Genomic DNA, 25453 nt, shown 5'->3' on the forward strand with positions numbered 1-25453 from the left:
CAACGCCGGCAACCAGGCGTTGCTGCTCGCCATTGCCGGGGTGCTCGCCGCTCTGCTGCTGATCTGGTTTCTGGTGGTCGCACCGCTGGCCGGCCGTGCCTTCCAGAACGCCGAGGCGAGTGCTGCCGCGCCTTTCACTGCGGGCCTGGACGCCGCGATCGCGCGTCAGGCCGGCCAGGCCGCCGCCCTGGCTCATTCACCTGCACTCATGGCCGCACTGGCCAGCCAGGACCCTGCGGGCATCGCCCAGGCTGCCAGTGCAGTGCCGTTGATCGACGGCCTGCAAGGTGTGCGCCTGAACCTGCCGGGACAGGCCAAGGTCGACCAGCAGGGCGCGGCCCCGATCAACTTTGCCGTACTGGACATGCTCAGCCGCGCCGAACGCGGCGTTGCCACCCCGCCCGAAGCCTACAAGGTCAACGGACGCTGGTGGATCTACACCGTCGCAGCCGTCCAGCAAGGCCCGCAGTCACCGGTGCTGGGCACGCTGCTGCTGGGGTTCGACATGCAGCCATTGGTCAAGGCGCTGGCATTGCCCGACGCCGAGTTCGGCCAGTTGCGCCTGCAGCAAAGCGTACTGGGCAGCCCACCGCAGCTGCTGGTCGAGCAAGGCAGCAACGCGTCTGCCACACGCTATCCGTATGCGACCTCCAACCCCAACTGGCGTCTGGAATTCAGCCCGGGGCCGTTGTTCCAACCGCCCTTCGCCTGGAGTTCGCTGGGCCTGATGATGCTGGCTGCGGCAATTGCCATTGGCTGCGCGGCGCTGGCAGTGCGTCTTGCCCAGCGCCAGCTGTATGCGCGCATCGAGGCCGATGCGCGGCAACTCGAGCAGTTGCTCGACGAGTTGTCCGGCGGCAAGGCGGTCAAGGCGTTCGGCCTCAGCCTGGCGCCGCTCAACGGCCTGGCACAGGGCCTGGCGCGGCTGTCGCTGCGTGAAGGCAGCGCGCAACTCGCCGACAGCACTGACGCTGCGCCAGCGCCTGCCGCGGACAATTGGACCAATCCGATCTTTCAGGACACCTACATGCTCGACCTCGACGCGGCGGACCCTGTCGCCGACCCGAGTACCCTGCCACCGGCACTGCCCCACGGGATTTTTCGCGCCTATGACATCCGCGGCATCGTCGGCAGTACTCTGAATGCCGACACGGCCTACTGGGTCGGCCGCGCCGTCGGTGCGCAAAGCCTGGCCATGGGCGAGGCCAACGTCAATGTCGGCCGGGACGGACGTCTGTCCGGGCCGGAGCTGGTGCAGCCGCTGATCCAGGGTCTGGTCGACGCCGGCTGCCATGTCAGCGACGTGGGCCTGGTGCCGACGCCGGCGCTGTACTATGCCAACCACGTGCTGAGCGGACGTTCCGGGGTGATGCTCACCGGCAGCCACAACCCGCCCGACTACAATGGCTTCAAGGTGGTGATCGCCGGCGACACGCTGGCCAACGAACAGATCCTGGCCTTGCACCAGCGCCTGCTGCACAACGACCTCAGCCAGGGCCAGGGCAGTGTCGAACGGGTGGACATCCTGCCGCGCTATGTCGCGCAGATCCGCGATGACATCGTGCTCACCCGCCGGCTCAAGGTGGTGGTCGATTGCGGCAACGGTGCCGGCGCGGTAGTGGCCCCGGAACTGATCCAGGCCTTGGGTTGCGAGGTCATCCCGTTATTCTGCGAGGTCGACGGGCATTTTCCCAATCACCATCCTGATCCGAGCAAGGCCGCCAATCTGCAGGCGTTGATTGCCAAGGTCAACGAAAGCGGCGCCGACCTGGGCCTGGCCTTCGATGGTGACGCCGACCGTGTAGGCGTGGTGACCAACACCGGTCGCATCATCCATCCCGATCGCCTGCTGATGCTGTTCGCGCGCGATGTGCTGTCGCGCAATCCCGGTGCCGACGTGATCTACGACGTCAAATGCACGCGCCGCCTGGGCCCGCTGATCAAGGAGCACGGCGGGCGTCCGGTGATGTGGAAGACGGGGCATTCCCTGATCAAGAAAGAGATGAAGCGCACCGGCGCGCTGGTGGCCGGGGAAATGAGCGGGCACATCTTCTTCAAGGAACGCTGGTTCGGCTTCGACGACGGCATCTACAGCGCCGCGCGGCTGCTGGAAATTCTCAGCCGGGAAAACCTCAGCGCCGAAGAGGTCTTCGCTGCATTCGCCGACGACGTGTCCACACCCGAACTGAATATCCCGGTGACCGAAGACAGCAAATTCAGCATCATCGACGCCTTGCACCAAAGCGCCCAATGGGGCGACGCGCAGCTCACCACCATTGATGGCGTGCGCGTGGACTACCCTAAAGGCTGGGGGCTGGTTCGTGCCTCCAACACCACACCGGTGCTGGTGACGCGCTTCGAAGCCGAAGACGCCGAGGAACTCGAACGAATCCAGGGCGTCTTCCGTACCCAGCTGTTGAAAGTCGCACCTGACCTGCACCTACCGTTCTGATCACTTGTTTCACTGGAGCCCCGCATGACCCTCGAACGTGATGCCGCCACCAACGTCGCCAAGGTATTGTCCGAAGCGCTGCCCTATATCCGCCGCTTCGTCGGCAAGACGCTGGTGATCAAGTACGGCGGCAACGCGATGGAGAGCGAAGAGCTCAAGACCGGTTTCGCCCGTGACATCGTGCTGATGAAGGCTGTCGGCATCAACCCGGTGGTGGTGCACGGTGGCGGACCGCAAATCGGCGACCTGCTCAAGCGCCTGTCCATCGAGAGCCATTTCGTCGATGGCATGCGCGTCACCGATGCGCAGACCATGGACGTGGTGGAGATGGTGCTGGGTGGCCAGGTCAACAAGGACATCGTCAACCTGATCAACCGTCACGGCGGCAGCGCCATCGGCCTGACCGGCAAGGACGCCGAACTGATCCGCGCGCGCAAGCTCACGGTGACTCGCCAGACGCCTGAAATGACCAAGCCGGAAATCATCGACATCGGCCACGTCGGGGAAGTCACCGGGGTCAATACCGATCTGCTGAACATGCTGGTCAACGGCGATTTCATTCCGGTGATCGCGCCCATCGGCGTCGGCCCGGACGGTGAGTCCTACAACATCAACGCCGATCTGGTGGCGGGCAAGGTGGCCGAGGCGCTCAAGGCCGAAAAGCTGATGCTGCTGACCAATATCGCCGGTTTGATGGACAATGAAGGCAACGTGCTGACCGGCCTGACCACCGAGCAGGTGGCCGGTCTGATCGCTGATGGCACCATCTACGGCGGCATGCTGCCCAAGATCCGCTGCGCACTGGAAGCGGTCCAGGGCGGCGTGACCACCTCGCACATCATCGACGGCCGCGTCCCCAACGCCGTGTTGCTGGAAATCTTCACCGACAGCGGCGTCGGCACCCTGATCAGCAACAAGAAGATCGGCTGACCCGACGGCGGTGCGCAGACGCACCGCAGCGATCGCCGACGCGGCTCGCGCCGCTGCTACAGAATTCCCGATCCCCTGTGGCAGCAGCACAAGCCGCGCCGGCGGTGAATGCACTCGTGTAGCAGCGGCGCGAGCCGCGTCGGCGGTGAATGCTCCCCTGTAGCAGCGGCGCGAGCCGCGTCGGCGGTGAATGCGGTGGACCAGGCAGAACGTGGTGAGGCCCGACGCGGCTTGCGCCGCTGCTACAGAGGCGTTTCGAGAAGCTTGACCAATTTGGCCCGCTGCTGCGCGAAGCCGGCGTCGGCTTCGCTGCGCGATTGCTGCAGCTTGTCGATGCGGGTTTGCAGCTCGGTAACTTGGGCCTGCACATCACGCAGCTGGTCGAGCATCGACGTCGATACCTCCTGACCCGCGCGCTCCTGTGTGGCGGCCTGCCCCTGCAATGTGGCCTGCTGGCCCTGCAAGGTCTGCACGTTCGCCGTGGCCACGGCAATCAGCGCATCGATTTCCGCCCGGCGACGGGCACAGGCCTTGTCCAATTCTTCTACCGATGGATAGCGCTCGAGCAGCTGCGCATCGGCCTGCGCCTGCACGTCGGCCTGCTGCTTGATACGCAGTTCCTCGGCCGTGGGCGCAGGTGGCACCGTCTGCACCACCCGACCGGTCTGGTTGAGCACCTGATAACCCTTGCCTACGTATTCCGGGGGTACGCCCTGGCGATCCAGCACGGTCACGCCGCGGCTATCGACGTAGCGATAGAGCAACATGCCCGGCACCTCGGCCGCCGTTGCCGGCAACATTGGCAGCAGGCTGATCGCGGCAACCGCCAGGCGCAGACGCACGTGCTCAGATACCGTATTGCGCACGGTAGGCTTCGACCGCCGGCAGATGCTGCTTGAGCTGCGCATCGTCGGCGAGAAATTCCAGCACCTGGTTCAGCGAAACGATGCTGACCACCGGCACGGCGAAGTCACGCTCCACCTCCTGGATGGCCGACAGCTCGCCGTTGCCAAGCTCCTGGCGATTCAAGGCGATCATGACCCCAGCGGCAGTGGCACCCTGCTGCTGGATGATCTGCATCACTTCGCGGATGGCCGTACCGGCGGTGATCACGTCGTCGATGATCAGCACGTTGCCTGCCAGCGGCGAACCGACCAGGCTGCCACCTTCGCCGTGCGCCTTGGCTTCCTTGCGATTGAAGCACCAGGGCACGTCCAGCTGGTGCCGTTCGGCCAGTTGCACGGAAGTGGCGGCCGCCAGGGGAATACCCTTGTAGGCGGGGCCGAACAACACGTCGAAGGCGATGCCGCTGTCAACGATGGCTGCGGCATAATAGCGCGCCAGTTCGGCCAGTGCAGCGCCGGTATTGAACAGGCCGGCATTGAAGAAATAAGGACTGGTACGCCCTGATTTCAGGGTGAATTCGCCGAAACGCAGAACGCCTCGATCAATGGCAAAACGAATGAAGTCGCGCTGATAGGCCTGCATCGAAAAAGTCTCGGATACCACGGATTTAGCTAATTAGGTAGAGCTCGGGTATCATACACGCACAAGATTTTTGGGGCCATGTATGCGGATCATCAGTGTGAACGTCAATGGTATTCAGGCGGCAGTCGAGCGCGGGTTGCTCAGTTGGCTGCAGGCCCAGAATGCCGACGTCATCTGCTTGCAGGACACCCGTGCTTCCGCCTTTGAACTGGACGACGCCGCCTTCCAACTGGACGGCTACTTCCTTTATGCATGCGATGCCGAAGTGCCCGCCCAAGGCGGCGTGGCGCTGTACTCGCGGTTGCAACCCAAGGCGGTCATCAGTGGGCTGGGCTTCGAGACAGCCGACCGCTACGGGCGTTATCTGCAGGCAGATTTCGACAAGCTCAGTATTGCCACCCTGCTGTTGCCCTCGGGCATGAACGGCGATGAAGACTTGAACCAGAAGTTCAAGCTCATGGACGACTTCGGCAAGTATCTGGACAAGCAACGGCGCAAGCGTCGCGAATACATCTACTGTGGCTCGCTGTATGTAGCGCAACAGAAACTCGACATCAAGAACTGGCGCGACAGTCAGCAGTCGCCGGGTTTCCTGGCACCCGAGCGCGCCTGGATGGACGAAATCGTCGGCAACATGGGTTACGTCGACGCATTGCGCGAAGTCAGCCGCGAAGGCGACCAGTACAGCTGGTGGCCCGACAACGAACAGGCCGAGATGCTCAACCTGGGCTGGCGCTTCGACTACCAACTGCTCACACCTGGCCTGCGCCGTTTCGTGCGCAGCGCGCGCCTGCCGCGTCAGCCGCGTTTTTCCCAGCATGCGCCACTGATCGTGGACTACGACTGGACCCTGACGATCTGATCGTCAGGCACAAAAAAGCCGACCCCTCGAGGTCGGCTTTTTTGTTTGCGGCCTGTGGCCGCTCCTACAAACACTGCGAATCCCCTGTGGCAGCCCGCTACCACAAAGGGTTACCTCACTCGCCCAGGGCGACTTTCTGCAGGGCGAAGATTTCTTCCATGCCGTGTTGAGCCAGCGCCAGCATGGCGTTCAGCTCGGCGGGCTGGAACGGCGCGCCTTCGGCGGTGCCCTGCACTTCGATGAAGCCACCGGTGCTGGTCATGACCACGTTGAGATCGGTCTCGGCTGCGGAGTCTTCCAAGTAGTCCAGGTCCAGGACCGGCTCGCCCTGATACATGCCTACCGATACTGCCGCGATCATCTGCTTGAGCGGATCGCCGCCTTTCAGCCCGCCGCGCTTCTTGACCATTTTCAAGGCATCGACCAACGCCACCATGGCACCGGTGATGGACGCGGTACGGGTACCGCCATCAGCCTGGATCACATCGCAATCGACGTAGAGGGTGATGTCGCCCAGCTTGCTCATGTCGAGCGCTGCGCGCAGCGAACGGCCGATCAGGCGCTGGATTTCCAAGGTGCGACCGCCTTGCTTGCCACGGCTGGCCTCACGTTGGTTACGGTCGCCGGTGGCGCGTGGCAGCATGCCGTATTCGGCGGTCAGCCAGCCTTGGCCCTGGCCTTTGAGGAAGCGCGGAACGCCGTTTTCGACGCTGACGGTGCAGATCACCTTGGTGTCGCCGAACTCTACCAGCACAGACCCTTCGGCGTGCTTGGTGTAGTTGCGAGTGATGCGGATCGAGCGGAGCTGATCGGCGGCGCGACCACTTGGACGTTTCATCGGGATACCTGTACTGGACTCAAATCTGACGGGCATTATAGGGCGTCCGACCACGAATTGCCCGCGCGGGGTCGGCGCGGGACATTGTAGATGGCCTCTGCGCGGGCAGCATTGGGAGCCAGCGCCAGGTTGCGCTACAATCCTGCGCCTCGATTCATCCTCCACCGCCTGCGAGGTTTCTCCCCCATGGTGCACAGCATGACCGCCTTCGCCCGCTGCGAACGCGCCGCGGCCCAGGGCACCCTGAGCTGGGAGCTGCGCTCGGTCAATCACCGCTACCTGGAACCGCACCTGCGCCTGCCCGAGGCCCTGCGCGACCTCGAGGGTTCGGTGCGCGAAGCGCTGCGCCAGGGCCTCTCGCGCGGCAAGGTCGAATGCACCCTGCGCTACACCGAGGAAACCGGCAGCCAGCCCCTGCAGGTCGATCGCGAACGCGCCACCCAGCTGATAGCCGCCGCCGAGACCATCGCCAGCTTGATCAAGCAGCCTGCGCCGCTCAACCCACTGGAAGTACTGGCCTGGCCTGGCGTGCTGGTGGTCGATGCCAGCGACCCCCAGGCGCTGAGCACGGCCGCCAACGAACTGTTCGCGCAGGCGCTGGCCGAGCTCAAGAATGGCCGTGTGCGCGAAGGCGCCGAACTGGCCCGACTGATCAACGACCGGCTCGATGCAATGAGCAGCGAGGTCGCCACCTTGCGCAGCCTGGTGCCGCAGATGCTCAGCGCGCAACGGCAGAAGATCCTCGATCGCTGCGCCGACCTCCAGGTCGAACTCGATCCGCAACGCCTGGAGCAGGAAATGGTCCTGCTGGCGCAGAAAAGCGACGTGGCCGAAGAGCTCGATCGCCTCGCCACCCACGTTACCGAAGTGCGGCGCGTGCTCAAGGCCGGCGGCGCCGCCGGCCGGCGCCTGGGTTTCCTCATGCAGGAACTCAACCGCGAAGCCAACACCCTGGGCTCCAAAGCCTTCGACCCACGCAGTACGCAGGCTGCCGTCAACCTCAAGGTGTTGATCGAGCAGATGCGTGAACAAGTGCAGAACATTGAGTAAGGCCACCCCGTCATGAACCACAGCACCGGCACCCTTTACATCGTTTCGGCCCCTTCGGGCGCCGGCAAGACCAGCCTGGTCAAGGCCCTGATCGACGCCCAGCCGTCCATTCGCGTCTCGGTCTCGCACACCACCCGCGCCATGCGGCCGGGCGAAGTCTGCGGCGTGAACTACCACTTCGTCGACCGCGAAACCTTCATCGACATGATCGGCCATGGCGACTTCCTGGAGCAGGCCGAGGTGTTCGGCAACCTCTACGGCACGTCCCAGAGTCACCTGCAGCAGACACTCGACGAAGGCCACGATCTGATCCTGGAAATCGACTGGCAAGGCGCCGAACAGGTGCGTCGGTTGATGCCCGGGGCGCGCTCGATCTTCATCCTGCCGCCCTCGCAGCTGGCGCTGCGCCAGCGCCTGACCAACCGCGGCACCGACAGCGACGAGATCATCGAGACGCGCATGCGTGAAGCGGTCAGCGAGATGAGTCACTATGTGGAATACGATTATCTGATCATCAACGACGACTTCGCCTCGGCCCTGGAAGACCTGAAAGCAGTGTTTCGCGCCAACCGTCTGCAGCAGCAGGCGCAGCAGCAAAGGCACGGCAATTTGCTGGCCGAGCTGCTTGCCTGAAAACAAAGCTTCCCTAAACGCTGGTGATTTTTTAAACTGTCTAGTCCGCTCGCCCATCCGGGCTGCGCGCATAATCGCATTTGCTACGAGGAAGACCATGGCCCGCGTAACCGTTGAAGACTGCCTAGAACACGTGGATAACCGTTTCGAGCTGGTCATGCTCTCCACCAAGCGCGCTCGCCAACTGGCGACCGGCGGCAAAGAGCCGAAAGTAGCGTGGGAAAATGACAAGCCTACCGTGGTAGCCCTGCGTGAAATCGCTGAAGGCCTGATCAACTATGCTGTTATTGCCGAAGCTGAAATCGTTGAAGACGAGCCCCTCTTCGCAGCGTTCGAAGACGAGGCCAACGAGGCCGTCTGAGTCCATGCCTGGTCGACGCTGTACGGCGCGAGGTTCTATCCCACCTCAGCAGGAGGTTTTCCCTTGCCGAGCATAGACGCCCTCGCCGATCGCCTGTCGACCTACCTCGGCAAGGAACAGGTCAACCTGGTCCGCCGAGCGTACTTCTACGCCGAACAAGCCCACGACGGCCAACGCCGTCGCAGCGGTGAAGCCTACGTCACGCATCCGTTGGCGGTGGCAGGCATTCTCGCCGACATGCACATGGACCATCAGAGCCTGATGGCGGCCATGTTGCACGATGTGATTGAAGACACCGGTATCGCCAAGGAAGCACTCAGTGCCCAGTTCGGCGAAACCGTGGCCGATCTGGTCGACGGGGTCAGCAAGCTGACCCAGATGAACTTCGAGACCAAGGCCGAGGCCCAGGCGGAAAACTTCCAGAAAATGGCCATGGCCATGGCCCGGGACATCCGCGTGATCCTGGTCAAGCTGGCCGACCGCCTGCACAACATGCGCACCCTCGAGGTGCTGTCCGGCGAAAAGCGCCGGCGCATCGCCAAGGAAACCCTGGAGATCTACGCACCCATCGCCAACCGCCTGGGCATGCACAACGTGCGCGTCGAATTCGAGGACCTGGGCTTCAAGGCCATGTACCCGATGCGCTCGGCGCGCATCTACCAGGCCGTCAAGCGCGCCCGGGGCAATCGCAAGGAACTGGTCAACAAGATCGAGCAGTCCCTGGCCCATTGCCTGTCGGTGGATGGCATCGAGGGCGATGTCAGCGGGCGGCAGAAACACATCTATGGCATCTACAAGAAGATGCGCGGCAAGCGCCGCGCCTTCAACGAGATCATGGACGTGTACGCTTTCCGCATCGTGGTCGACAAGGTCGACACCTGCTACCGCGTGCTCGGCGCCGTGCACAACCTGTACAAGCCGCTGCCGGGTCGCTTCAAGGACTACATCGCGATCCCCAAGGCCAACGGCTACCAGTCGCTGCACACCACCTTGTTCGGCATGCACGGGGTGCCCATCGAAATCCAGATCCGCACCCGTGAAATGGAAGAGATGGCCAACAACGGCATCGCTGCCCATTGGCTGTACAAGTCCAGTGACGACGAACAGCCCAAGGGCACCCATGCCCGTGCCCGCCAGTGGGTCAAGGGCGTGCTGGAAATGCAGCAACGTGCCGGCAACTCGCTGGAATTCATCGAGAGCGTGAAGATCGACCTGTTTCCGGACGAGGTCTACGTGTTCACGCCCAAGGGTCGCATCATGGAGCTGCCCAAAGGCTCCACGGCGGTTGACTTCGCCTATGCGGTGCACACCGACGTGGGCAACAGCTGCATTGCCTGCCGCATCAACCGACGTCTGGCCCCGCTCTCCGAACCGCTGCAGAGCGGCTCGACGGTGGAAATCGTCAGCGCACCCGGAGCCAGGCCCAACCCGGCCTGGCTCAATTTCGTGGTCACCGGCAAGGCACGTACGCACATTCGCCATGCCTTGAAGCTGCAGCGTCGCTCCGAATCGGTGAACCTGGGCGAGCGCCTGCTCAACAAGGTGCTCAATGGTTTCGACAGCGCGCTGGACACGATCCCCGCCGAGCGCATTCAGGCGATGCTGGCCGAGTACCGCCTGGAGCTCATCGAAGACCTGCTCGAAGACATCGGCCTGGGTAACCGCATGGCCTATGTGGTGGCTCGACGCCTGCTGGCGACCGATGGCGGCGAGCAGTTGCCCAGCCCTGAAGGGCCGCTGGCCATCCGCGGCACCGAGGGCCTGGTGCTCAGTTATGCCAAGTGCTGCACGCCGATTCCCGGCGATCCCATCGTCGGTCACCTGTCGGCCGGCAAGGGCATGGTGGTTCACCTGGAAAACTGCCGCAACATCAGCGAAATTCGCCACAACCCGGAAAAGTGCATCCAGTTGGGCTGGGCCAAGGACGTCACGGGCGAGTTCAATGTCGAACTGCGCGTGGAGCTCGAACACCAGCGCGGCCTGATCGCGCTGCTGGCCAGCAGCGTCAACGCGGCCGATGGCAACATCGAGAAAATCAGCATGGACGAACGCGATGGCCGCATCAGCGTGGTCCAGCTGGTGGTCAGCGTGCACGACCGTGTGCACCTGGCCCGCGTGATCAAGAAACTGCGCGCCCTGGCAGGCGTCACCCGCCTCACGCGCGTGCGTGCCTGAGGCGCAGAACCTTCATTTCAAGGAGCTGTTCATGACCAAGACCGTAATCACCAGCGACAAGGCCCCGGCCGCCATCGGCCCCTACTCCCAAGCCATCAAGGCTGGCAATACCGTCTACATGTCCGGTCAGATCCCACTGGATCCCACCACCATGGAGCTGGTCGAAGGTTTCGAGGCCCAGACCGTGCAGGTCTTCGAGAACCTCAAGTCGGTGGCCGAGGCGGCCGGTGGTTCGTTCAAGGACATCGTCAAGCTCAACATCTTCCTGACCGACCTGGGCCATTTCGCCACGGTCAACGAAGTGATGAGCCGCTATTTCCAGCAGCCTTACCCGGCCCGTGCCGCCATTGGCGTTGCCGCCCTGCCCAAAGGCGCGCAGGTTGAAATGGACGCTATCCTGGTCATCGAATAAGCCGCTTCGCGCGCTGCGGCCACTGGCTGCAGCGCCATTCGCCAGCAAGGACTTCCTTCATGCGTCACGCGCTCGCCCTATCTCTGGCCGCCCTGTTCCTGGGCGGCTGCGCCAGCCACGAAAACGTGGACCCCAACGGCGTCTGGATCAATCAGAAAGCCATCGATGCCGCGGCCAAGGGCGCAAGCCTGCGCCAGGCGCTGCTGGCCAACGGCCCGACTTTGGAGTGGTCGATCGACACCGTGGCCGGCCAGGCCCGGTTCAGCAATGGCTTCGAAGAAGGCGAAGGCAAGCTGCTGCCTCAGGCCGACGGCCAGCTCAAGGTGGACTTCTACGGTAACGGCGAAGACACCCTGAAGGTCGACGGCGATACCCTGCAGCAGGCAGCGAGCGATAACACTCCGGTGCAGACGTTCAGCAAGTCGGCGGCGCCGGTGCGTGCGGACACGCCAGCGGGCAGCACCTTCGAGCAGGCGCTGTACACCGCCTACATGGGTGGCGACTGGAAAGTGGTCGAGGGCCCGGGCAAGGGCGGCGTGGCGCATTTCCTTCCAGACGGACGAATCGATGGACTGGCCGGCCTGGATCGCTACGCACTGTGCCTGGCGGGCGACTGCGCCGCCATGAGCGGCGAGTTCGACAGCATGTGGCTGGAACAGCAACAGCGTGGCAATGCATTCATCTTTCGTCGCAACGGCAATCAGCTGGAAATCCTGCAGGCGCTCAACCAGGCCCAGGATGACGAAATGCCCAACCTGGTGCCCGGCACCCGGCGCTGGTTGCTCAGCAAGTAACACCAGGCGAATGCACGACTATCGTTCCAGCAAGGCCGCGTACCCTTCACGGTAGGTAGGGTACTGCGGCAGCCAGCCCAGCGCCTTGGCGCGCGCGTTGCTGCACCGCTTGGAACCGGTGCGGCGAATGCTCTGGGTCTGCGACCGATGGGTGACGCCAAGGTAGGCGCGCAGCCAATCCACGACCTCGTGCAGGGCCGTCGGGGCATCATCGACACCTATATAGCAATCATCCAGCACCTCACCCCGAGCATCTGCCTGCAGCAGAAACGTCAGCAGGCCGGCGGCATCGTCTGCGTGAATGCGGTTGCCGTACAGCGGTGGCTGCGATGCGACCTGATACCCCTCGCGCACCTGAGCGGCCAACCGCTCACGGCCAGGACCATAGATGCCGGTCAAGCGCACGACAGTTGCGGGCGCCGGGGCATTCAGCGCCAGTTGCTCGGCCTTGCACATCAGTTGCCCGGAAAATCCGCTTGGCGCTACCGGCGAGGTTTCATCGACCCATTCCCCCTCGCTTTGCCCGTACACACTGCTGCTGGACACGAAGAAGATTCGTCTGGGCGTCTGCTGGTTGTCTGCCAACCAGGCCAATACGTGACGCAGACCGTCGACATAGGCGGCCTGATAACCCGCCTCGTCATGCTGCGTGGCGGCCACGCAATACAGCAGGTAATCCAGGGGCTCCCGTGGCCAGGCATCGGGGCATTGAGCCTGGTGCAGGTCGGCGGCGACGCCGAGCACGCCGGCGGGCAACCGCTCGACCTGCCGCCGCAGGCCGTGCACGCGCCAGTCCAGCGCCAACAGACGGCGGGCAACGCGACTGCCGATATCGCCGCAGCCGGCAATCAATACAGTGGGTGAGGTCATGCGCATGGCTCCTGAAAGTCAGGCGTCGAGCCTACCTGCGCCGGGGCTTTGGCGGCCAGCGGAATTAAATAAGTTACATTATTACTTTTGCTAACAAGAATTACTTGCAATAATACTTCCCCAATCTGTTCTCGGTCTTTCGCGAGGCCTTGCAGAACGTTGACCCCTTTTCTCTCTTCTCAGGTCCGGCCAGCATGATTCGCAAACACCCTTCCGCTTCGCCAAACCAGCCACGCGCATGGCGCGCCATTGCAGCGTTGCTGCTGGGCCTGGCCATCGTCCCGCTGTCATTCGCCGACGCCACCGCTCCGAACACAGCACCCAACACGGCGCCAGCCAGCACTGCGGCACCGGCCAATGCCGTGCCTGCCGCAGCTCCTGCGCAGGGATCCGAGCCACTGGCGCCGGCGCCGGCCGAGCAGGCGCTGGTAGAGGACACCACGCTGGGCATGGGCCACGACCTGTCGCCCTGGGGCATGTACCAGAACGCCGACATCGTGGTGAAGGCGGTGATGATCGGCCTGGCCATCGCCTCGATCATCACCTGGACCATCTGGATCGCCAAGGGCTTCGAGCTGTTGGGCGCCAAGCGTCGCCTCAAGGGTGAAATTGCCGCGTTGAAGAAGGCTGCCAACCTCAAGCAGGCAAGCGAAACCGCCACCCGCAAGGGCACGCTGGCCAACCTGCTGGTACACGACGCGCTCGAAGAAATGCACCTGTCGGCCAATGCCCGCGAGCGTGAAGGCATCAAGGAGCGCGTGAGCTTCCGTCTCGAGCGCTTGGTAGCTGCCTGCGGCCGCAACATGAGCATGGGCACCGGCGTGCTGGCCACCATCGGTTCCACCGCACCCTTCGTCGGCCTGTTCGGCACCGTATGGGGCATCATGAACAGCTTCATCGGCATCGCCAAGACCCAGACCACCAACCTGGCGGTCGTCGCACCCGGCATCGCCGAAGCCCTGCTGGCCACGGCACTGGGCCTGGTCGCAGCCATTCCCGCGGTGGTCATCTACAACGTCTTCGCCCGCTCCATCGCCGGCTACAAGGCGCAGGTATCGGATGCTTCGGCGCAGGTGCTGCTGCTGGTCAGCCGCGACCTCGACCACCAGCCAGGCGAGCGCGCAGCTCAGCCGCAGATGGTCAAGGTGGGCTGACCTATGGGCCTGCACCTGAACGAAGGCGGCGATGATCTCGCCGAGAACCATGAAATCAACGTGACGCCGTTCATCGACGTCATGCTGGTGCTGCTGATCATTTTCATGGTCGCCGCTCCCCTGGCGACCGTGGACATCAAGGTCGACCTGCCCGCGTCCACCGCCAAGCCGGCGCCGCGGCCCGAGAAGCCGGTATTCTTGAGCGTCAAGGCCGATCAGAACCTGTACGTGGGCGATGACCGGATCGAGCGTGCGCAGCTGGGCCAGATTCTCGACGCCAAGACTCACGGCAACAAGGACACGACCATCTTCTTCCGGGCCGACAAGGGCGTGGATTACGGCGACCTGATGGAAGTGATGAACACCCTGCGCGGCGCGGGCTACCTGAAGGTAGGCCTGGTCGGACTCGAGACGGCAGCCAAGCAATGATCACGACGCGCCAGAAAACGACGCGTTATGGTGCCAGCCTGGCGGTAGTCCTCGGCGTGCATGCAGTTGCCGTGGTGATTGCCTTGAACTGGCCCGCGCCGCAGCCCATCGAGCTGCCGCCGCAGGCCATGATGGTGGAGATGGCGCCGCTGCCCGAGCCTGCGCCACCCCCGCCACCCCAGGTCGTCACACCCCCTCCGCCGCCCGAACCTGTGGTCGAGGACCCGTTGCCGAAGCTGGCCGAAGCGCCCAAGCCGACCATCTCCGTGCCCAAGCCAACGCCGCCCAAGCCCAAGCCCAAACCGCAGCCGCCCAAGGTCGAAAAGAAACCCGAACCGCCCAAGGAGCAACCGCCGGCCGAACAGACCGTCGACAGCCGCCCTGCTTCCCCGCAACCGGCCAAGCCGGCAGCGCCCGCGCCAAGTGTGCCTTCCAACAGCAATGCACTGCCCAGCTGGCAGAGCGACCTGCTGCGTCATCTGGCCAAGTACAAGAAGTACCCCGAAGACGCGCGTCGCCGCGGCATGACCGGGGTCAACCGCTTGCGCTTCGTGGTGGACGCCGAGGGCAAGGTGTTGTCGTATTCCCTGGCCGGCGGTTCAGGCAGTGCTGCACTGGATCGCGCGACCATGGAGATGATCCGTCGAGCGCAACCCTTGCCCAAGCCGCCGGCCGAAATCCTGGTCAATGGCAGCCTGGAAGTGGTCGCACCTTTCGTCTACTCGCTGGACAAGCGCTGAATCGCGGATATTGATGCGGTTCGGCACGGTTGATAACGTGCGTCTATCGGTTGCAGCCGCTATGCTGGGCTCGCAACTTCATGGACGCACGTTATGACCCTCACAGAATTGCGCTACATCGTTACCCTGGCCCAGGAACAACACTTCGGCCACGCTGCCGAACGCTGCCACGTCAGCCAGCCTACCCTGTCGGTAGGCGTCAAGAAGCTCGAGGACGAGCTCGGCGTGCTGATCTTCGAACGCAGCAAGAGCGCCGTGCGCCTGACCCCGGTGGGTGAAGGCATCGTCGCCCAGGCACAGAAGGTACTCGAGCAGGCCCAGGGCATTCGCGAACTGGCCCAGGCCGGCAAGAACCAGCTGACGGCCCCGCTCAAGGTCGGCGCCATCTACACCGTCGGCCCGTACCTGTTCCCCCACCTGATTCCGCAGCTGCACCGGGTTGCGCCGCAGATGCCGTTGTACATTGAGGAAAACTTCACTCACATCCTGCGCGACAAGCTGCGCAATGGTGAACTGGACGCGGTGATCATCGCGCTGCCGTTCAATGAAGCCGATGTGCTGACCCTGCCGCTCTATGACGAGCCGTTCTACGTGCTGATGCCTGCCGACCACCCGTGGACGCGCAAGGAAACCATCGACTCGGGCCTGCTCAACGACAAGAGCCTGCTGCTGCTGGGTGAAGGCCACTGCTTCCGTGACCAGGTGCTCGAAGCCTGCCCCACCCTGACCAAGGGTTCGGAGGGTGCCAAGCACACCACCGTCGAGTCCAGTTCGCTGGAAACCATTCGGCACATGGTCGCATCGGGCCTGGGTGTTTCGATCCTGCCGCTGTCGGCAGTCGACAGCCATCACTACGCCCCCGGCATCATCGAAGTCCGCCCACTGACCCCGCCGACGCCGTTCCGCACCGTGGCCATCGCCTGGCGCGCGAGCTTCCCGCGGCCCAAGGCGATCGAGATCCTCGCCGACTCGATCCGCCTGTGTTCGGTGGCCAAACCGGTGGGCCGCGACACGCCATGACCGAGCTGGCACAGGTAGCGGTCACTGCGCTCAAGGGCGTGGGCGAGGCCATGGCGGAAAAACTCGCCAAGGTCGGTCTTGAAAACCTGCAGGACGTGTTGTTCCACTTACCCCTGCGCTATCAGGACCGTACCCGCGTGGTGCCTATCGGCGCCCTGCATCCCGGCCAGGATGCGGTCATCGAAGGTGTAGTCAGTGGTGCCGACGTGTCCATGGGCAAGCGGCGCAGTCTGCTGGTGCGCCTGGGCGACGGCAGTGGCTCGTTGAGCCTGCGCTTCTATCACTTCAGCAATGCTCAAAAGGAGGCGCTCAAGCGCGGCACGCACCTGCGCTGCTATGGCGAAGCGCGGCCCGGCGCTTCGGGGCTGGAGATCTACCACCCCGAATACCGCGTCCTGACTGGCGAAGAAGACATTCCGGTCGAACAGAACCTGACGCCGATCTACCCGACCACTGAAGGCCTGACCCAGCAGCGTCTGCGCCAGTTGTCCCAACAGGCACTCGACCTGCTGGGGCCGCGCAGCCTGCCCGACTGGTTGCCCCCGGAGCTGGCGCGTGAACATCGACTGGCGCCACTGGACGAAGCGATCCGCTACCTGCATCGGCCACCGCCGGACGCCGATCTCGAGGAGCTGGCGGTCGGTCATCACTGGGCTCAGCACCGCCTGGCCTTCGAAGAGCTGCTGACCCATCAGCTTTCGCAGCAACGCCTGCGCGAAAGCCTGCGTGCCCAGCGCGCACCCGCCCTGCCCCTGGCTCGCGACCTGCCGGTACGCTATCTGGACAACCTGCGTTTTGCGCCAACCGGCGCTCAACGTCGCGTGGGTGCCGAGATCGCCTACGACTTGAGCCAGCCAGAGCCGATGTTGCGCCTGGTGCAGGGCGACGTCGGCGCCGGCAAGACGGTGGTTGCCGCCCTGGCTGCGCTGCAGGCGCTGGAAGCAGGCTATCAGGTGGCCCTGATGGCGCCGACCGAGATTCTCGCCGAACAGCATTTCATTACCTTCCAGCGCTGGCTCGAACCACTGGGCATCGAGGTCGCGTGGCTGGCCGGCAAGCTCAAGGGCAAGGCGCGGGTCAGTGCACTGGAGCGTATCGTCGGCGGCGCGCCCATGGTGGTGGGTACCCATGCGCTGTTTCAAGCCGAGGTGCAGTTCGCCCGCCTGGCTCTGGTGATCATCGATGAGCAGCATCGTTTCGGCGTGCAGCAACGTCTGGCGCTGCGGCAGAAAGGCGTGGGCGGCACCCTGTGCCCGCACCAGTTGATCATGACCGCCACGCCCATCCCACGGACCTTGGCCATGAGCGCCTACGCCGACCTCGACACCTCCGTGCTCGACGAGCTGCCGCCCGGGCGCACGCCGGTCAACACCGTGCTGGTGGCCGACAGCCGTCGCCCGGAAGTGGTGGAGCGGGTGCGGGCCGCCTGTGCCGAGGGCCGCCAGGCCTATTGGGTCTGCACCCTGATCGAGGAATCCGAAGAGCTGACCTGCCAGGCCGCGCAGAGTACCTTCGAAGAACTCACCCTGGCCCTCGGCGAGCTGCGCGTCGGGCTGATCCACGGACGCATGAAGCCGGTCGAGAAGGCCGAAGTGATGGCGCTGTTCAAGGCCGGCGAGCTGCAGCTGCTGATCGCCACCACAGTGATCGAAGTTGGGGTCGATGTACCCAACTCCAGCCTGATGATCATCGAGAACCCGGAACGTCTCGGGCTTGCCCAGCTTCACCAGTTGCGCGGTCGGGTCGGTCGCGGCAGTGCCGCCAGCCACTGTGTGCTGCTCTACCACCCCCCACTGTCGCAGATCGGCCGGGAACGGCTGGGCATCATGCGCGAGACCAATGACGGCTTCGTGATCGCCGAAAAGGACCTGCAGCTGCGCGGCCCTGGCGAGATGCTCGGCACCCGGCAGACCGGACTGCTGCAGTTCAAGGTCGCCGACCTGATGCGCGACGCCGACCTGCTGCCGGCCGTGCGCGATGCCGCTCAAATGCTGATCGAACGCTGGCCCGGGCATGTCACGCCACTGCTCGAACGCTGGCTGCGCCATGGACAGCAATACGGCCAAGTCTGACGCGCGCCGGAAACTTGCGCGATAGAGGTCTCGGTTTCCCAGGCAAGCTGAGTATACTGAGACGAATGTAGGACAATGGATGCAGACCATGAATGAATATGCGCTGGAAGCCGTCACTTCGCACGCCCCCTCGGTGATCCAGAAGATGCTCGACGATTTCGGCATCGCCTGGACCAAGGTGGACGCCCAGCACGTGACCGCTGCCGATGCCAGTCGCACGATCCAGGCCGTGCTGCTGGCCGATGCGATCGGCGCGCTCATGGTGCTGTTTCCGCAGAGCAAGCTGCTGGACCTCAGCCGCCTGGCCGAATTGACTGGGCGCAAGCTCACTGCGGTGCCCGAAGAGCGCCTGATGAAGATGCTGGGCAAGCACCAGCTGACCGTGCTTCCGGCCCTGCCGATCCTGACCAGTTCGCCGTGCCTGTACGATGAGCGTCTGATGCTCGAACCCACGTTGCTGATCAGTTCCGGGGAGCCGGGTGTCTGGCTGCAGCTCAGCGGCGACGATTTCCGCAAGATGCTTACCAAGGCCAGCTCGGGCGTCTTTGGCGAACCGCTGGCCAATGTCCGCCCCAACCTCGATCGTCCCGACGACGACAGCCAGGAAATCGACCGCGCCGTGCAGAATTTCACCGCACGGCGAATTCAGCAGCGCCTGGAGTCGACCATCGAGATTCCACCGCTGGCGGCCACTGCGCAGAAAATCATCAAGCTGCGTGTCGACCCCAACGCCACCATCGACGACATCACCGGCGTGGTCGAAACCGACCCGGCGCTGGCCGCGCAAGTGGTCAGTTGGGCCGCTTCGCCCTACTACGCGTCACCGGGCAAGATCCGTTCGGTAGAAGATGCCATCGTCCGCGTGCTGGGTTTCGACCTGGTCATCAACCTGGCGCTGGGCCTTGCCCTGGGCAAGACCATGAGCCTGCCCAAGGATCACCCTCAGCACGCCACACCCTACTGGCACCAGTCCATCTACGTCGCAGCGGTGATCGAGGGTCTGACCCGCGCCATGCCGCGGGCCAGCCGCCCGGAGGCAGGCCTCACCTACCTGGCCGGCCTGCTGCACAACTTTGGCTACCTGCTGCTTGCCCACGTCTTTCCGCCACATTTTTCCTTGATCTGTCGCCACCTCGAAGTCAATCCGCATCTGCAACATGACTTCGTCGAGCAGCACCTGCTGGGTGTCACCCGCGAGCAGATGGGTGCCTGGCTGATGCGCTATTGGGAAATGCCGGAAGAGCTGAGCACTGCATTGCGCTTTCAGCATGACCCTGGCTACACCGGCGAGCACGCCGCCTACGCCAACCTGGTATGCCTGGCCATCCGCTTGCTGCGCAGCCGCGGCATCGGCAGCGGCGAGCAGCATATTCCGGACGCCTTGTTCGAACGCCTGGAGCTGAGCCGAGACAAGGCCGAAGATGTCGTGAGCAAAGTGCTGGAAGCCGAAGCGCTGTTGCGCGAGCTGGCCCACCAGTTCGACTGACAGGTGCGCGGGGTGCCTCAGCGCTTTTTCGGCTTGAGGTATTTCATCGCGCCCTGGAACCACACGACCAGTGCCGGATTGCCCTTGATCTGAATGTGCTTGTCCTGGATGCCTTGCATGAAGGCCAGCTGTTTATTGCTGGCTTGCAAGGTGTCGTAGCCGTATCCGGCATCCCTGAAGGCAATCGCGAACGCCGGCTGCGCCACGCTGCCGCTGCGGCTGGTCACGCGTTGATCACGCACGGTGAAGTGCCGGGCGATCTTGCCGTCCAGTGTCTGCAACTGGAACACCAGGTCCTTGTCCTTGAGTTGCTGAGCGAATGCGGGGTTGTTGCGGCTGGCGCGGGCCATCATCAGGCCCATGGCCCAGAGCAGAAGGCGGAATTTCATGGCGAAGTCTCGGCACGGGAAAGTGCCGGCGAGTGTACCGGCAATGCCTTGCTCAAGGCAGTCCGGCTACGGCTGGGCACGATGTTTGGCAGGTATGCCGGCAGTGGTGGCGGCGCGTACGTCGCAGGCACCCGGCGAACCGGGTGCCATGGCGGGCTGCGCTCAGCGGCGCGACAGCAGACACCTCACTTGGTGGTGTTCACGCTGTCCTTGAGAGATTTCCCAGGCTTGAAGGCGACGGTATTGCTGGCCTTGATCTTCACCGGCTCGCCGGTCTGCGGATTCTTGCCGGTGCGGGCACCGCGGTGACGCTGGATGAAGGTGCCGAAGCCCACCAGGGTGACACTGTCCTTGCGATGCAGTGCACCGGTGATTTCTTCGAGTACGGCATTCAAGACGCGGTTGGCCTGTTCCTTGGTCAGGTCCGCTTTTTCAGCAATGGCATCTACGAGCTCTGGTTTACGCATGGTGAAGCCTCTCATTGACGGTTTTTGTTTTTATTGGCGGCTGCCTGGAGGACGGCGACGCCCAACTCGCCGCAGGCTCTACGCTGCGGCAGACGGAGTGAGAATGGCACGCTGCACGAGGGCGCGCCAGTGTCTGCCACGGGTTTGTTGCGGCCAGATGCCGGTTATTCCGACAGAACGGCGCCGATCCGCGCGCCGGGCCTGCCTGTGGGTGGCGATCAGCCGATCTCGATCATTTCGAAATCCATCTTGCCCACGCCACAATCGGGGCACAGCCAGTCTTCGGGCACGTCTTCCCAGCGGGTTCCGGGGATGATCCCGTCCTCGGGCCAGCCATCGGCTTCGTTGTAGATCAGGCCACAGACGATACATTGCCACTTCTTCATCATTTCCCCTTGGTATTCAGGCGGTCTGGCAGGCGCTCGATGGTGTGACGTTGTCGCCCGGCTCTCGCGGTTTGTACTGATCAACGCCGCGCGATGCAAGCTTCATCAGGCGCGGGCGGCCAATCGGCGCCGGCAAACATGATAAGCTCGGCGTCTTTCCGGCCGACCCGATTCACTACCGTGCCCCATTCAGGATACCCCTCCCCCGATTGGCAATGCCTGGCCGATGCCGAACCGCTGGTACACGACTGGCTGTTCGACCCAGGCTCCCTGACCCGCCGCTTGATCCAGCTCAGCGATGATCATTTCGGCGTCACCGTGCTACTGCAGGATTGGCAGCCGCTGCGCGATGAAGAGTGCCTGATGCTGGGTGTGCCGTCGGCCAGCCAGGGCTGGGTGCGCGAGGTCTGCCTGCTCGGCCACGGCCAGCCATGGGTGTTCGCCCGCAGCGTGGCGGCGCGCAGCAGCCTGCAGGCCAGCGACCTGGATCTGCAGGCGCTGGGCAACCGTTCGCTCGGCGAGCTGTTGTTCTGCGACCCGGCGTTTGTCCGCGGCCCCATCCAGACCTGCCGCTACCCGGCCCGGTGGCTGCCCGCGCAGCAGGCTGGCGAGAGCCTGTGGGCGCGGCGCTCGCGTTTCGACCGTGGGCCGTTGGCAGTGCTGGTTGCCGAAGTATTCCTGCCGCCGCTGTGGCAAGCCGTTCGTACCCAAGTGGAGAGCCGTTGATGTACCAGAGCCTGCTCAAGTCGCTGAACCGGCTGAACCCGCGCGCCTGGGATTTCGTTCAGCTCACGCGCATGGACAAGCCCATCGGCGTCTACCTGCTGCTCTGGCCGACGCTGTGGGCCCTGTGGATCGCCGGCGAAGGCCGGCCTTCGCTGGCCAACCTGGTGATTTTCGTTACCGGTGTGGTGCTGATGCGTGCGGCCGGCTGCGTGATCAACGATTTCGCCGACCGCAAGGTCGACGGGCACGTCAAGCGTACCGAAGCGCGGCCACTGGTCAGCGGCAGGATCAGCAGCAAGGAGGCACTGGTCTTCTTTGCCGTACTGGTCGGCATCAGTTTCATTCTGGTGCTGTGCACCAATGCGCAGACCATCGGCCTGTCGGTCGGTGGCCTGGTATTGGCGGCGAGCTACCCGTTCATGAAACGCTACACCTACTACCCACAGGTGGTGCTGGGCATGGCGTTTTCGTGGGGCATGCTGATGGCGTTCACCGCCGAAACCGGCGAGCTGCCAGCCGCCGCCTGGCTGCTGTGGATCGCCAACCTGCTGTGGACGGTAGCCTATGACACCTACTACGCCATGACCGACCGCGACGACGACCTGCGCATCGGGGTGAAGTCCACCGCCATTGTGTTCGGTGCTGCCGATCGGTTGATCATCGTCATGCTGCAGGGGCTGGCGCTGGCCTGCCTGCTGCTGGCCGGCGCGCGGTTCGGCCTCGGCGGCTGGTTTCATGCAGGCCTGGCGGTAGCCGCCGTGTGCTTCGGCTGGCAGTGGTGGCACAGCCGCGAGCGCGAGCGGATGGCCTGCTTCAGGGCGTTTCTGCACAACCACTGGGTGGGCCTGGCGATTTTCGTCGGTATCGTGCTCGACTATGCGTTGCGTTGAGGGGCCTTGGGTTGCTGCCGTCCCTGGCAGTCGCAGCGTATCTAGCCAGGCCGGTCAGTCTTCTACAGGGCGCGCCACCTGCCAGGCATTTTCCTTCTTGCCATCGCCACTGGTTTCCCCAGGCTTCTTGTCGCCCTTGTAGGTGTACAGCGGGCTGCCCATGTAGGCCCACTGCAAGCTGCCGTCGTCGCGGCTGAGCACGGTCCAGTCGCCATCGTCGCTGGCGCCCTTGTCGGCCATCAGCGGCGGCCAGTTCTTCGCGCAGTCGGCGTTGCACGTCGATTTGCCGTCTTCGTCCTCGGCGTAGGTGTAGAGCGTCATGCCGCGACCATCGACGAACGCCTTGCCCGGTTCCAGGCGCGGATGATCGGCGGCCGTCGCCATGCCGGACAGCGTCAGCGCCAGGGCGCCACACAGGGCCATCCAGGCCGAAGTCGTGCGAGTCTTCATGAGTGCTTCTCGTCTTCAATGAACAGGGATTTACAGCTTAGTACAGTCTGACTAATTTGATACGCTCGAACACCTGTCACACGACTGCAATAATTGCGTTATCTAATGCGGCGCATGACAGGGTAATGACAAGAGGTTCGCACAATGGCTGGCAGGAGCATTCTCATCGTCGACGATGAGGCACCGATCCGCGAAATGATCGCCGTGGCCCTGGAAATGGCAGGCTACGACAGCCTGGAGGCGGAGAACGCGCAGCAGGCCCACGCGATCATCGTCGACCGCAAACCCGATCTCATCCTGCTCGACTGGATGCTGCCCGGCACCTCGGGCATCGAATTGGCCCGGCGCCTCAAGCGCGACGAGCTGACCGGCGATATCCCGATCATCATGCTCACCGCCAAGGGTGAGGAAGACAACAAGATCCAGGGCCTGGAAGTCGGTGCCGACGACTACATCACCAAGCCGTTCTCGCCGCGCGAACTGGTGGCCCGGCTCAAGGCCGTGCTGCGCCGAGCCGGCCCCAGCGATGGCGAATCGCCGATCGAAGTCGGCGGCCTGCTGCTCGACCCGATCAGCCATCGCGTCACCATCGACGGCAAGCCCGCCGAAATGGGCCCCACCGAATACCGCCTGTTGCAGTTCTTCATGACCCATCAGGAGCGTGCCTACACCCGCGGGCAACTGCTCGACCAGGTCTGGGGTGGCAACGTCTATGTCGAGGAGCGCACCGTGGACGTGCATATCCGTCGTCTGCGCAAAGCCCTGGGTGACGCCTACGAAAATCTGGTACAAACCGTGCGCGGCACCGGTTACCGCTTCTCCACCAAGAGCTGAACCGGCAGGCTTTCACAGCAAAGGATGCGCGATACGTGAAACAAGACTGGTATGCCACCCTGGTGCGTCACATGCTGCTGCTGGTGGCGGGGTGCCTGTTGGTCGGGATGCTCACCGGCCACTACGGCTGGTGCCTGGCAGCAGGCCTGGCGGTGTACCTGGCCTGGACCCTCAAGCAACTGTTGCGTCTGCACCGCTGGCTGCGCGAGCACCAGCCAGATCAGCCGCCGCCCGACGGTTACGGGCTGTGGGGCGAGGTGTTCGACAGCATCTATCACATGCAGCGCCGCGATCAGCGCGCGCGGGGGCGGCTGCAGGCGGTGATCGATCGCGTGCAGGAGTCCACCGCGGCCCTGCGCGATGCGGTGATCATGCTCGACGCCGACGGCAACCTGGAATGGTGGAACCGCGCCGCCGAGACGCTGCTGGGGCTCAAGACCCCGCAGGACAGCGGCCAACCGGTGACCAACTTGATACGCCATCCACGCTTCAAGGAATACTTTGCGCACGAGCAGTACGCCGAGCCTCTGGAGATCCCCTCGCCAGTCAATGACCGCCTGCGTGTGCAGTTCCTGATCACTCGCTACGGCAACAACGAACACCTGATGCTGGTGCGCGACGTGACCCGCATTCATCAGCTGGAGCAGATGCGCAAGGATTTCGTGGCCAATGTATCTCACGAGCTGCGCACGCCGCTGACGGTCATCACCGGCTACTTGGAAACCCTGCTGGACAACGTCGAAAACGTCAATCCACGCTGGACCCGGGCCTTGCAGCAGATGGAACAGCAAGGCGTGCGCATGCAGACCCTGCTCAACGATCTGCTGTTGCTGGCCAAGCTGGAAGCCACCGACTACCCCTCGGACAACCTGCCGGTGGCGGTCACGCCTCTGTTGCAGAGCATCGTCAGCGACGCGCGGGCCTTGTCGGGGCCGCGTAACCAGACGATCAGCCTGGACATCGAAAACGATGTGCTGCTCAAGGGCAGCGAGGCCGAGCTGCGCAGTGCGTTCTCCAACCTGGTGTTCAACGCGGTGAAATACACGCCGGAACAGGGGACCATCCGCGTGCGCTGCTGGGCCGATGCGCAGGGCGCCCATCTGCGGGTCCAGGATTCGGGAATCGGCATCGACGCCAAGCACCTGCCGCGCCTGACCGAGCGCTTCTATCGAGTGGATTCGAGCCGGGCTTCCAACACCGGTGGCACCGGGCTGGGCCTGGCCATCGTCAAGCACGTGCTGCTGCGCCATCGGGCCACGCTGGAGATCAGCAGCGTGCCGGGCCGTGGCAGCCTCTTCACCTGCCACTTCTCGGCGGTGCAGGTGGTGGTTCGGTAACCGCGGCGCGCCCTTCGCGGCCACGGACCGCTCCTACGGGAATCGTGGTGTTCCTGTAGGAGCGGTCATTGGCCGCGAAGCAGGCGCTGCAGTCTGTTGGGAGAACGCTGCATATGGCAGCCTTATCGGCGCACCCCACTAGGCAAGTGCCCGCCCAGCCGTTACATTGCCAAACACATTACCCGCCCCGGGTATCGCCTCACTTCCC

27 protein-coding genes are annotated in these 25453 nt (G+C 63.8%); 19 read left to right on the plus strand and 8 right to left on the minus strand.

The window, feature by feature from the left end; genetic code table 11:
* The first annotated feature begins 1027 nt into the window (after positions 1-1027).
* Together IFT57_RS27045 and argB are read left to right on the plus strand one after the other, a co-directional pair.
* Entirely contained in the window at positions 1028-2452 is a 1425-nt protein-coding gene (locus tag IFT57_RS27045; protein ID WP_244657393.1) for a phosphomannomutase/phosphoglucomutase, read from the plus strand.
* 24 nt (positions 2453-2476) lie between these two features.
* Positions 2477-3382 carry an acetylglutamate kinase gene (argB, locus tag IFT57_RS21040; protein WP_192152564.1) on the plus strand — a complete coding sequence of 302 codons (906 nt, stop codon included), beginning with the start codon at positions 2477-2479 and terminating at the stop codon, positions 3380-3382.
* A 242-nt stretch (positions 3383-3624) separates the two neighbouring features.
* Here the strand turns inward: argB and IFT57_RS21045 are convergent, their stop codons facing one another.
* Positions 3625-4182, minus strand: coding sequence for a DUF4124 domain-containing protein (locus IFT57_RS21045; RefSeq protein WP_244657394.1), 558 nt, complete (start codon positions 4180-4182; stop codon positions 3625-3627).
* A 46-nt stretch (positions 4183-4228) separates the two neighbouring features.
* The gene (gene pyrE, locus IFT57_RS21050) at positions 4229-4870 is read right to left on the minus strand and encodes an orotate phosphoribosyltransferase (RefSeq protein ID WP_192152565.1); all 642 of its coding nucleotides are present in this window, start codon (positions 4868-4870) and stop codon (positions 4229-4231) included.
* An 82-nt stretch (positions 4871-4952) separates the two neighbouring features.
* On the opposite strand from pyrE, the gene IFT57_RS21055 reads away from it, so the two are divergent.
* Positions 4953-5732: an exodeoxyribonuclease III gene (locus tag IFT57_RS21055; RefSeq protein ID WP_043192186.1), complete on the plus strand. Its 780-nt coding sequence runs from the start codon at positions 4953-4955 to the stop codon at positions 5730-5732.
* Positions 5733-5847: 115 nt separating this feature from the next.
* Here the strand turns inward: IFT57_RS21055 and rph are convergent, their stop codons facing one another.
* Positions 5848-6570, minus strand: coding sequence for a ribonuclease PH (rph, locus tag IFT57_RS21060; protein ID WP_122479965.1), 723 nt, complete (start codon positions 6568-6570; stop codon positions 5848-5850).
* 186 nt (positions 6571-6756) lie between these two features.
* On the opposite strand from rph, the gene IFT57_RS21065 reads away from it, so the two are divergent.
* The 6 genes from IFT57_RS21065 (at position 6757) to IFT57_RS21090 (ending at position 11995) form a co-directional block, all read left to right on the plus strand.
* Positions 6757-7620: a YicC/YloC family endoribonuclease gene (locus IFT57_RS21065; RefSeq protein ID WP_192152566.1), complete on the plus strand. Its 864-nt coding sequence runs from the start codon at positions 6757-6759 to the stop codon at positions 7618-7620.
* Positions 7621-7632: 12 nt separating this feature from the next.
* Entirely contained in the window at positions 7633-8253 is a 621-nt protein-coding gene (gmk, locus tag IFT57_RS21070) for a guanylate kinase (RefSeq protein ID WP_043192180.1), read from the plus strand.
* Positions 8254-8350: 97 nt separating this feature from the next.
* Complete coding sequence (gene rpoZ, locus IFT57_RS21075; protein ID WP_122796135.1) at positions 8351-8614, plus strand: DNA-directed RNA polymerase subunit omega; 264 nt, start codon at positions 8351-8353, stop codon at positions 8612-8614.
* A 63-nt stretch (positions 8615-8677) separates the two neighbouring features.
* Complete coding sequence (gene spoT, locus IFT57_RS21080) at positions 8678-10789, plus strand: bifunctional GTP diphosphokinase/guanosine-3',5'-bis pyrophosphate 3'-pyrophosphohydrolase (protein ID WP_122479968.1); 2112 nt, start codon at positions 8678-8680, stop codon at positions 10787-10789.
* Positions 10790-10820: 31 nt separating this feature from the next.
* A complete protein-coding gene (locus IFT57_RS21085; RefSeq protein ID WP_122716145.1) occupies positions 10821-11201 on the plus strand; it encodes a RidA family protein in 381 nt (126 codons plus the stop codon).
* Between the two features lie 59 nt (positions 11202-11260).
* Positions 11261-11995 (plus strand): hypothetical protein, encoded by a 735-nt coding sequence (locus IFT57_RS21090; RefSeq protein WP_122796134.1) that lies wholly within the window; start codon positions 11261-11263, stop codon positions 11993-11995.
* Between the two features lie 18 nt (positions 11996-12013).
* Here the strand turns inward: IFT57_RS21090 and IFT57_RS21095 are convergent, their stop codons facing one another.
* Positions 12014-12865 carry an SDR family oxidoreductase gene (locus IFT57_RS21095; protein WP_192152567.1) on the minus strand — a complete coding sequence of 284 codons (852 nt, stop codon included), beginning with the start codon at positions 12863-12865 and terminating at the stop codon, positions 12014-12016.
* A gap of 194 nt (positions 12866-13059) precedes the next feature.
* Between IFT57_RS21095 and exbB the strand changes: the two genes are divergently transcribed.
* The 6 genes from exbB (at position 13060) to IFT57_RS21125 (ending at position 19766) form a co-directional block, all read left to right on the plus strand.
* A complete protein-coding gene (exbB, locus tag IFT57_RS21100; protein ID WP_192152568.1) occupies positions 13060-14019 on the plus strand; it encodes a tonB-system energizer ExbB in 960 nt (319 codons plus the stop codon).
* Between the two features lie 3 nt (positions 14020-14022).
* Positions 14023-14448: a TonB system transport protein ExbD gene (exbD, locus tag IFT57_RS21105; protein WP_122479972.1), complete on the plus strand. Its 426-nt coding sequence runs from the start codon at positions 14023-14025 to the stop codon at positions 14446-14448.
* Positions 14445-15188, plus strand: a complete 744-nt coding sequence (locus IFT57_RS21110) for an energy transducer TonB (RefSeq protein WP_192152569.1) — start codon at positions 14445-14447, stop codon at positions 15186-15188. Before exbD ends, IFT57_RS21110 begins: the two co-directional genes overlap by 4 nt.
* Before the next feature lie 93 nt (positions 15189-15281).
* On the plus strand, positions 15282-16208 hold the full coding sequence (locus IFT57_RS21115) for a hydrogen peroxide-inducible genes activator (RefSeq protein ID WP_122716044.1): 927 nt from the start codon (positions 15282-15284) through the stop codon (positions 16206-16208).
* Positions 16205-18280 (plus strand): ATP-dependent DNA helicase RecG, encoded by a 2076-nt coding sequence (gene recG, locus IFT57_RS21120; RefSeq protein ID WP_192152570.1) that lies wholly within the window; start codon positions 16205-16207, stop codon positions 18278-18280. Before IFT57_RS21115 ends, recG begins: the two co-directional genes overlap by 4 nt.
* Before the next feature lie 88 nt (positions 18281-18368).
* Positions 18369-19766 (plus strand): aminoacyl-tRNA deacylase and HDOD domain-containing protein, encoded by a 1398-nt coding sequence (locus IFT57_RS21125; protein WP_192152571.1) that lies wholly within the window; start codon positions 18369-18371, stop codon positions 19764-19766.
* Between the two features lie 17 nt (positions 19767-19783).
* On the opposite strand, the gene IFT57_RS21130 is transcribed toward IFT57_RS21125, so the two are convergent.
* The 3 genes from IFT57_RS21130 to IFT57_RS21140 all read right to left on the minus strand — a co-directional run bounded on the left by IFT57_RS21130 (position 19784) and on the right by IFT57_RS21140 (position 21008).
* Positions 19784-20155, minus strand: a complete 372-nt coding sequence (locus tag IFT57_RS21130; RefSeq protein ID WP_192152572.1) for a helicase — start codon at positions 20153-20155, stop codon at positions 19784-19786.
* Positions 20156-20340: 185 nt separating this feature from the next.
* Positions 20341-20622, minus strand: a complete 282-nt coding sequence (locus IFT57_RS21135; protein WP_122479976.1) for an HU family DNA-binding protein — start codon at positions 20620-20622, stop codon at positions 20341-20343.
* 218 nt (positions 20623-20840) lie between these two features.
* Entirely contained in the window at positions 20841-21008 is a 168-nt protein-coding gene (locus IFT57_RS21140; protein ID WP_122479977.1) for a rubredoxin, read from the minus strand.
* Between the two features lie 180 nt (positions 21009-21188).
* On the opposite strand from IFT57_RS21140, the gene IFT57_RS21145 reads away from it, so the two are divergent.
* Positions 21189-21734 carry a chorismate--pyruvate lyase family protein gene (locus tag IFT57_RS21145; protein WP_446731218.1) on the plus strand — a complete coding sequence of 182 codons (546 nt, stop codon included), beginning with the start codon at positions 21189-21191 and terminating at the stop codon, positions 21732-21734.
* Positions 21734-22624: a 4-hydroxybenzoate octaprenyltransferase gene (ubiA, locus tag IFT57_RS21150; protein WP_122796127.1), complete on the plus strand. Its 891-nt coding sequence runs from the start codon at positions 21734-21736 to the stop codon at positions 22622-22624. The genes IFT57_RS21145 and ubiA overlap by 1 nt, the downstream gene beginning before the upstream one ends.
* A gap of 54 nt (positions 22625-22678) precedes the next feature.
* On the opposite strand, the gene IFT57_RS21155 is transcribed toward ubiA, so the two are convergent.
* Positions 22679-23074, minus strand: a complete 396-nt coding sequence (locus IFT57_RS21155) for a COG4315 family predicted lipoprotein (RefSeq protein ID WP_122716047.1) — start codon at positions 23072-23074, stop codon at positions 22679-22681.
* A gap of 144 nt (positions 23075-23218) precedes the next feature.
* Between IFT57_RS21155 and phoB the strand changes: the two genes are divergently transcribed.
* A complete protein-coding gene (gene phoB / locus IFT57_RS21160) occupies positions 23219-23908 on the plus strand; it encodes a phosphate regulon transcriptional regulator PhoB (protein WP_122479981.1) in 690 nt (229 codons plus the stop codon).
* 71 nt (positions 23909-23979) lie between these two features.
* Positions 23980-25245 carry a phosphate regulon sensor histidine kinase PhoR gene (phoR, locus tag IFT57_RS21165; RefSeq protein WP_199869035.1) on the plus strand — a complete coding sequence of 422 codons (1266 nt, stop codon included), beginning with the start codon at positions 23980-23982 and terminating at the stop codon, positions 25243-25245.
* Positions 25246-25453 lie beyond the last annotated feature (208 nt).

Source organism: Pseudomonas sp. CFBP 13719, assembly GCF_014842095.1.
GTDB lineage: Bacteria > Pseudomonadota > Gammaproteobacteria > Pseudomonadales > Pseudomonadaceae > Aquipseudomonas.

Bases quoted from the DNA above. Each gene is read 5' to 3' on its own strand.
- IFT57_RS27045 (WP_244657393.1), top strand. From the start codon at position 1,028: ATGCTCGACCTCGACGCGGCGGACCCTGTCGCCGACCCGAGTACCCTG.
- argB (WP_192152564.1), top strand. From the start codon at position 2,477: ATGACCCTCGAACGTGATGCCGCCACCAACGTCGCCAAGGTATTGTCC.
- IFT57_RS21045 (WP_244657394.1), bottom strand. From the start codon at position 4,182: ATGTTGCCGGCAACGGCGGCCGAGGTGCCGGGCATGTTGCTCTATCGC.
- pyrE (WP_192152565.1), bottom strand. From the start codon at position 4,870: ATGCAGGCCTATCAGCGCGACTTCATTCGTTTTGCCATTGATCGAGGC.
- IFT57_RS21055 (WP_043192186.1), top strand. From the start codon at position 4,953: ATGCGGATCATCAGTGTGAACGTCAATGGTATTCAGGCGGCAGTCGAG.
- rph (WP_122479965.1), bottom strand. From the start codon at position 6,570: ATGAAACGTCCAAGTGGTCGCGCCGCCGATCAGCTCCGCTCGATCCGC.
- IFT57_RS21065 (WP_192152566.1), top strand. From the start codon at position 6,757: ATGGTGCACAGCATGACCGCCTTCGCCCGCTGCGAACGCGCCGCGGCC.
- gmk (WP_043192180.1), top strand. From the start codon at position 7,633: ATGAACCACAGCACCGGCACCCTTTACATCGTTTCGGCCCCTTCGGGC.
- rpoZ (WP_122796135.1), top strand. From the start codon at position 8,351: ATGGCCCGCGTAACCGTTGAAGACTGCCTAGAACACGTGGATAACCGT.
- IFT57_RS21085 (WP_122716145.1), top strand. From the start codon at position 10,821: ATGACCAAGACCGTAATCACCAGCGACAAGGCCCCGGCCGCCATCGGC.
- IFT57_RS21090 (WP_122796134.1), top strand. From the start codon at position 11,261: ATGCGTCACGCGCTCGCCCTATCTCTGGCCGCCCTGTTCCTGGGCGGC.
- IFT57_RS21095 (WP_192152567.1), bottom strand. From the start codon at position 12,865: ATGACCTCACCCACTGTATTGATTGCCGGCTGCGGCGATATCGGCAGT.
- exbB (WP_192152568.1), top strand. From the start codon at position 13,060: ATGATTCGCAAACACCCTTCCGCTTCGCCAAACCAGCCACGCGCATGG.
- exbD (WP_122479972.1), top strand. From the start codon at position 14,023: ATGGGCCTGCACCTGAACGAAGGCGGCGATGATCTCGCCGAGAACCAT.
- IFT57_RS21110 (WP_192152569.1), top strand. From the start codon at position 14,445: ATGATCACGACGCGCCAGAAAACGACGCGTTATGGTGCCAGCCTGGCG.
- IFT57_RS21115 (WP_122716044.1), top strand. From the start codon at position 15,282: ATGACCCTCACAGAATTGCGCTACATCGTTACCCTGGCCCAGGAACAA.
- recG (WP_192152570.1), top strand. From the start codon at position 16,205: ATGACCGAGCTGGCACAGGTAGCGGTCACTGCGCTCAAGGGCGTGGGC.
- IFT57_RS21125 (WP_192152571.1), top strand. From the start codon at position 18,369: ATGAATGAATATGCGCTGGAAGCCGTCACTTCGCACGCCCCCTCGGTG.
- IFT57_RS21130 (WP_192152572.1), bottom strand. From the start codon at position 20,155: ATGAAATTCCGCCTTCTGCTCTGGGCCATGGGCCTGATGATGGCCCGC.
- IFT57_RS21135 (WP_122479976.1), bottom strand. From the start codon at position 20,622: ATGCGTAAACCAGAGCTCGTAGATGCCATTGCTGAAAAAGCGGACCTG.
- IFT57_RS21140 (WP_122479977.1), bottom strand. From the start codon at position 21,008: ATGAAGAAGTGGCAATGTATCGTCTGTGGCCTGATCTACAACGAAGCC.
- ubiA (WP_122796127.1), top strand. From the start codon at position 21,734: ATGTACCAGAGCCTGCTCAAGTCGCTGAACCGGCTGAACCCGCGCGCC.
- IFT57_RS21155 (WP_122716047.1), bottom strand. From the start codon at position 23,074: ATGAAGACTCGCACGACTTCGGCCTGGATGGCCCTGTGTGGCGCCCTG.
- phoB (WP_122479981.1), top strand. From the start codon at position 23,219: ATGGCTGGCAGGAGCATTCTCATCGTCGACGATGAGGCACCGATCCGC.
- phoR (WP_199869035.1), top strand. From the start codon at position 23,980: ATGCTGCTGCTGGTGGCGGGGTGCCTGTTGGTCGGGATGCTCACCGGC.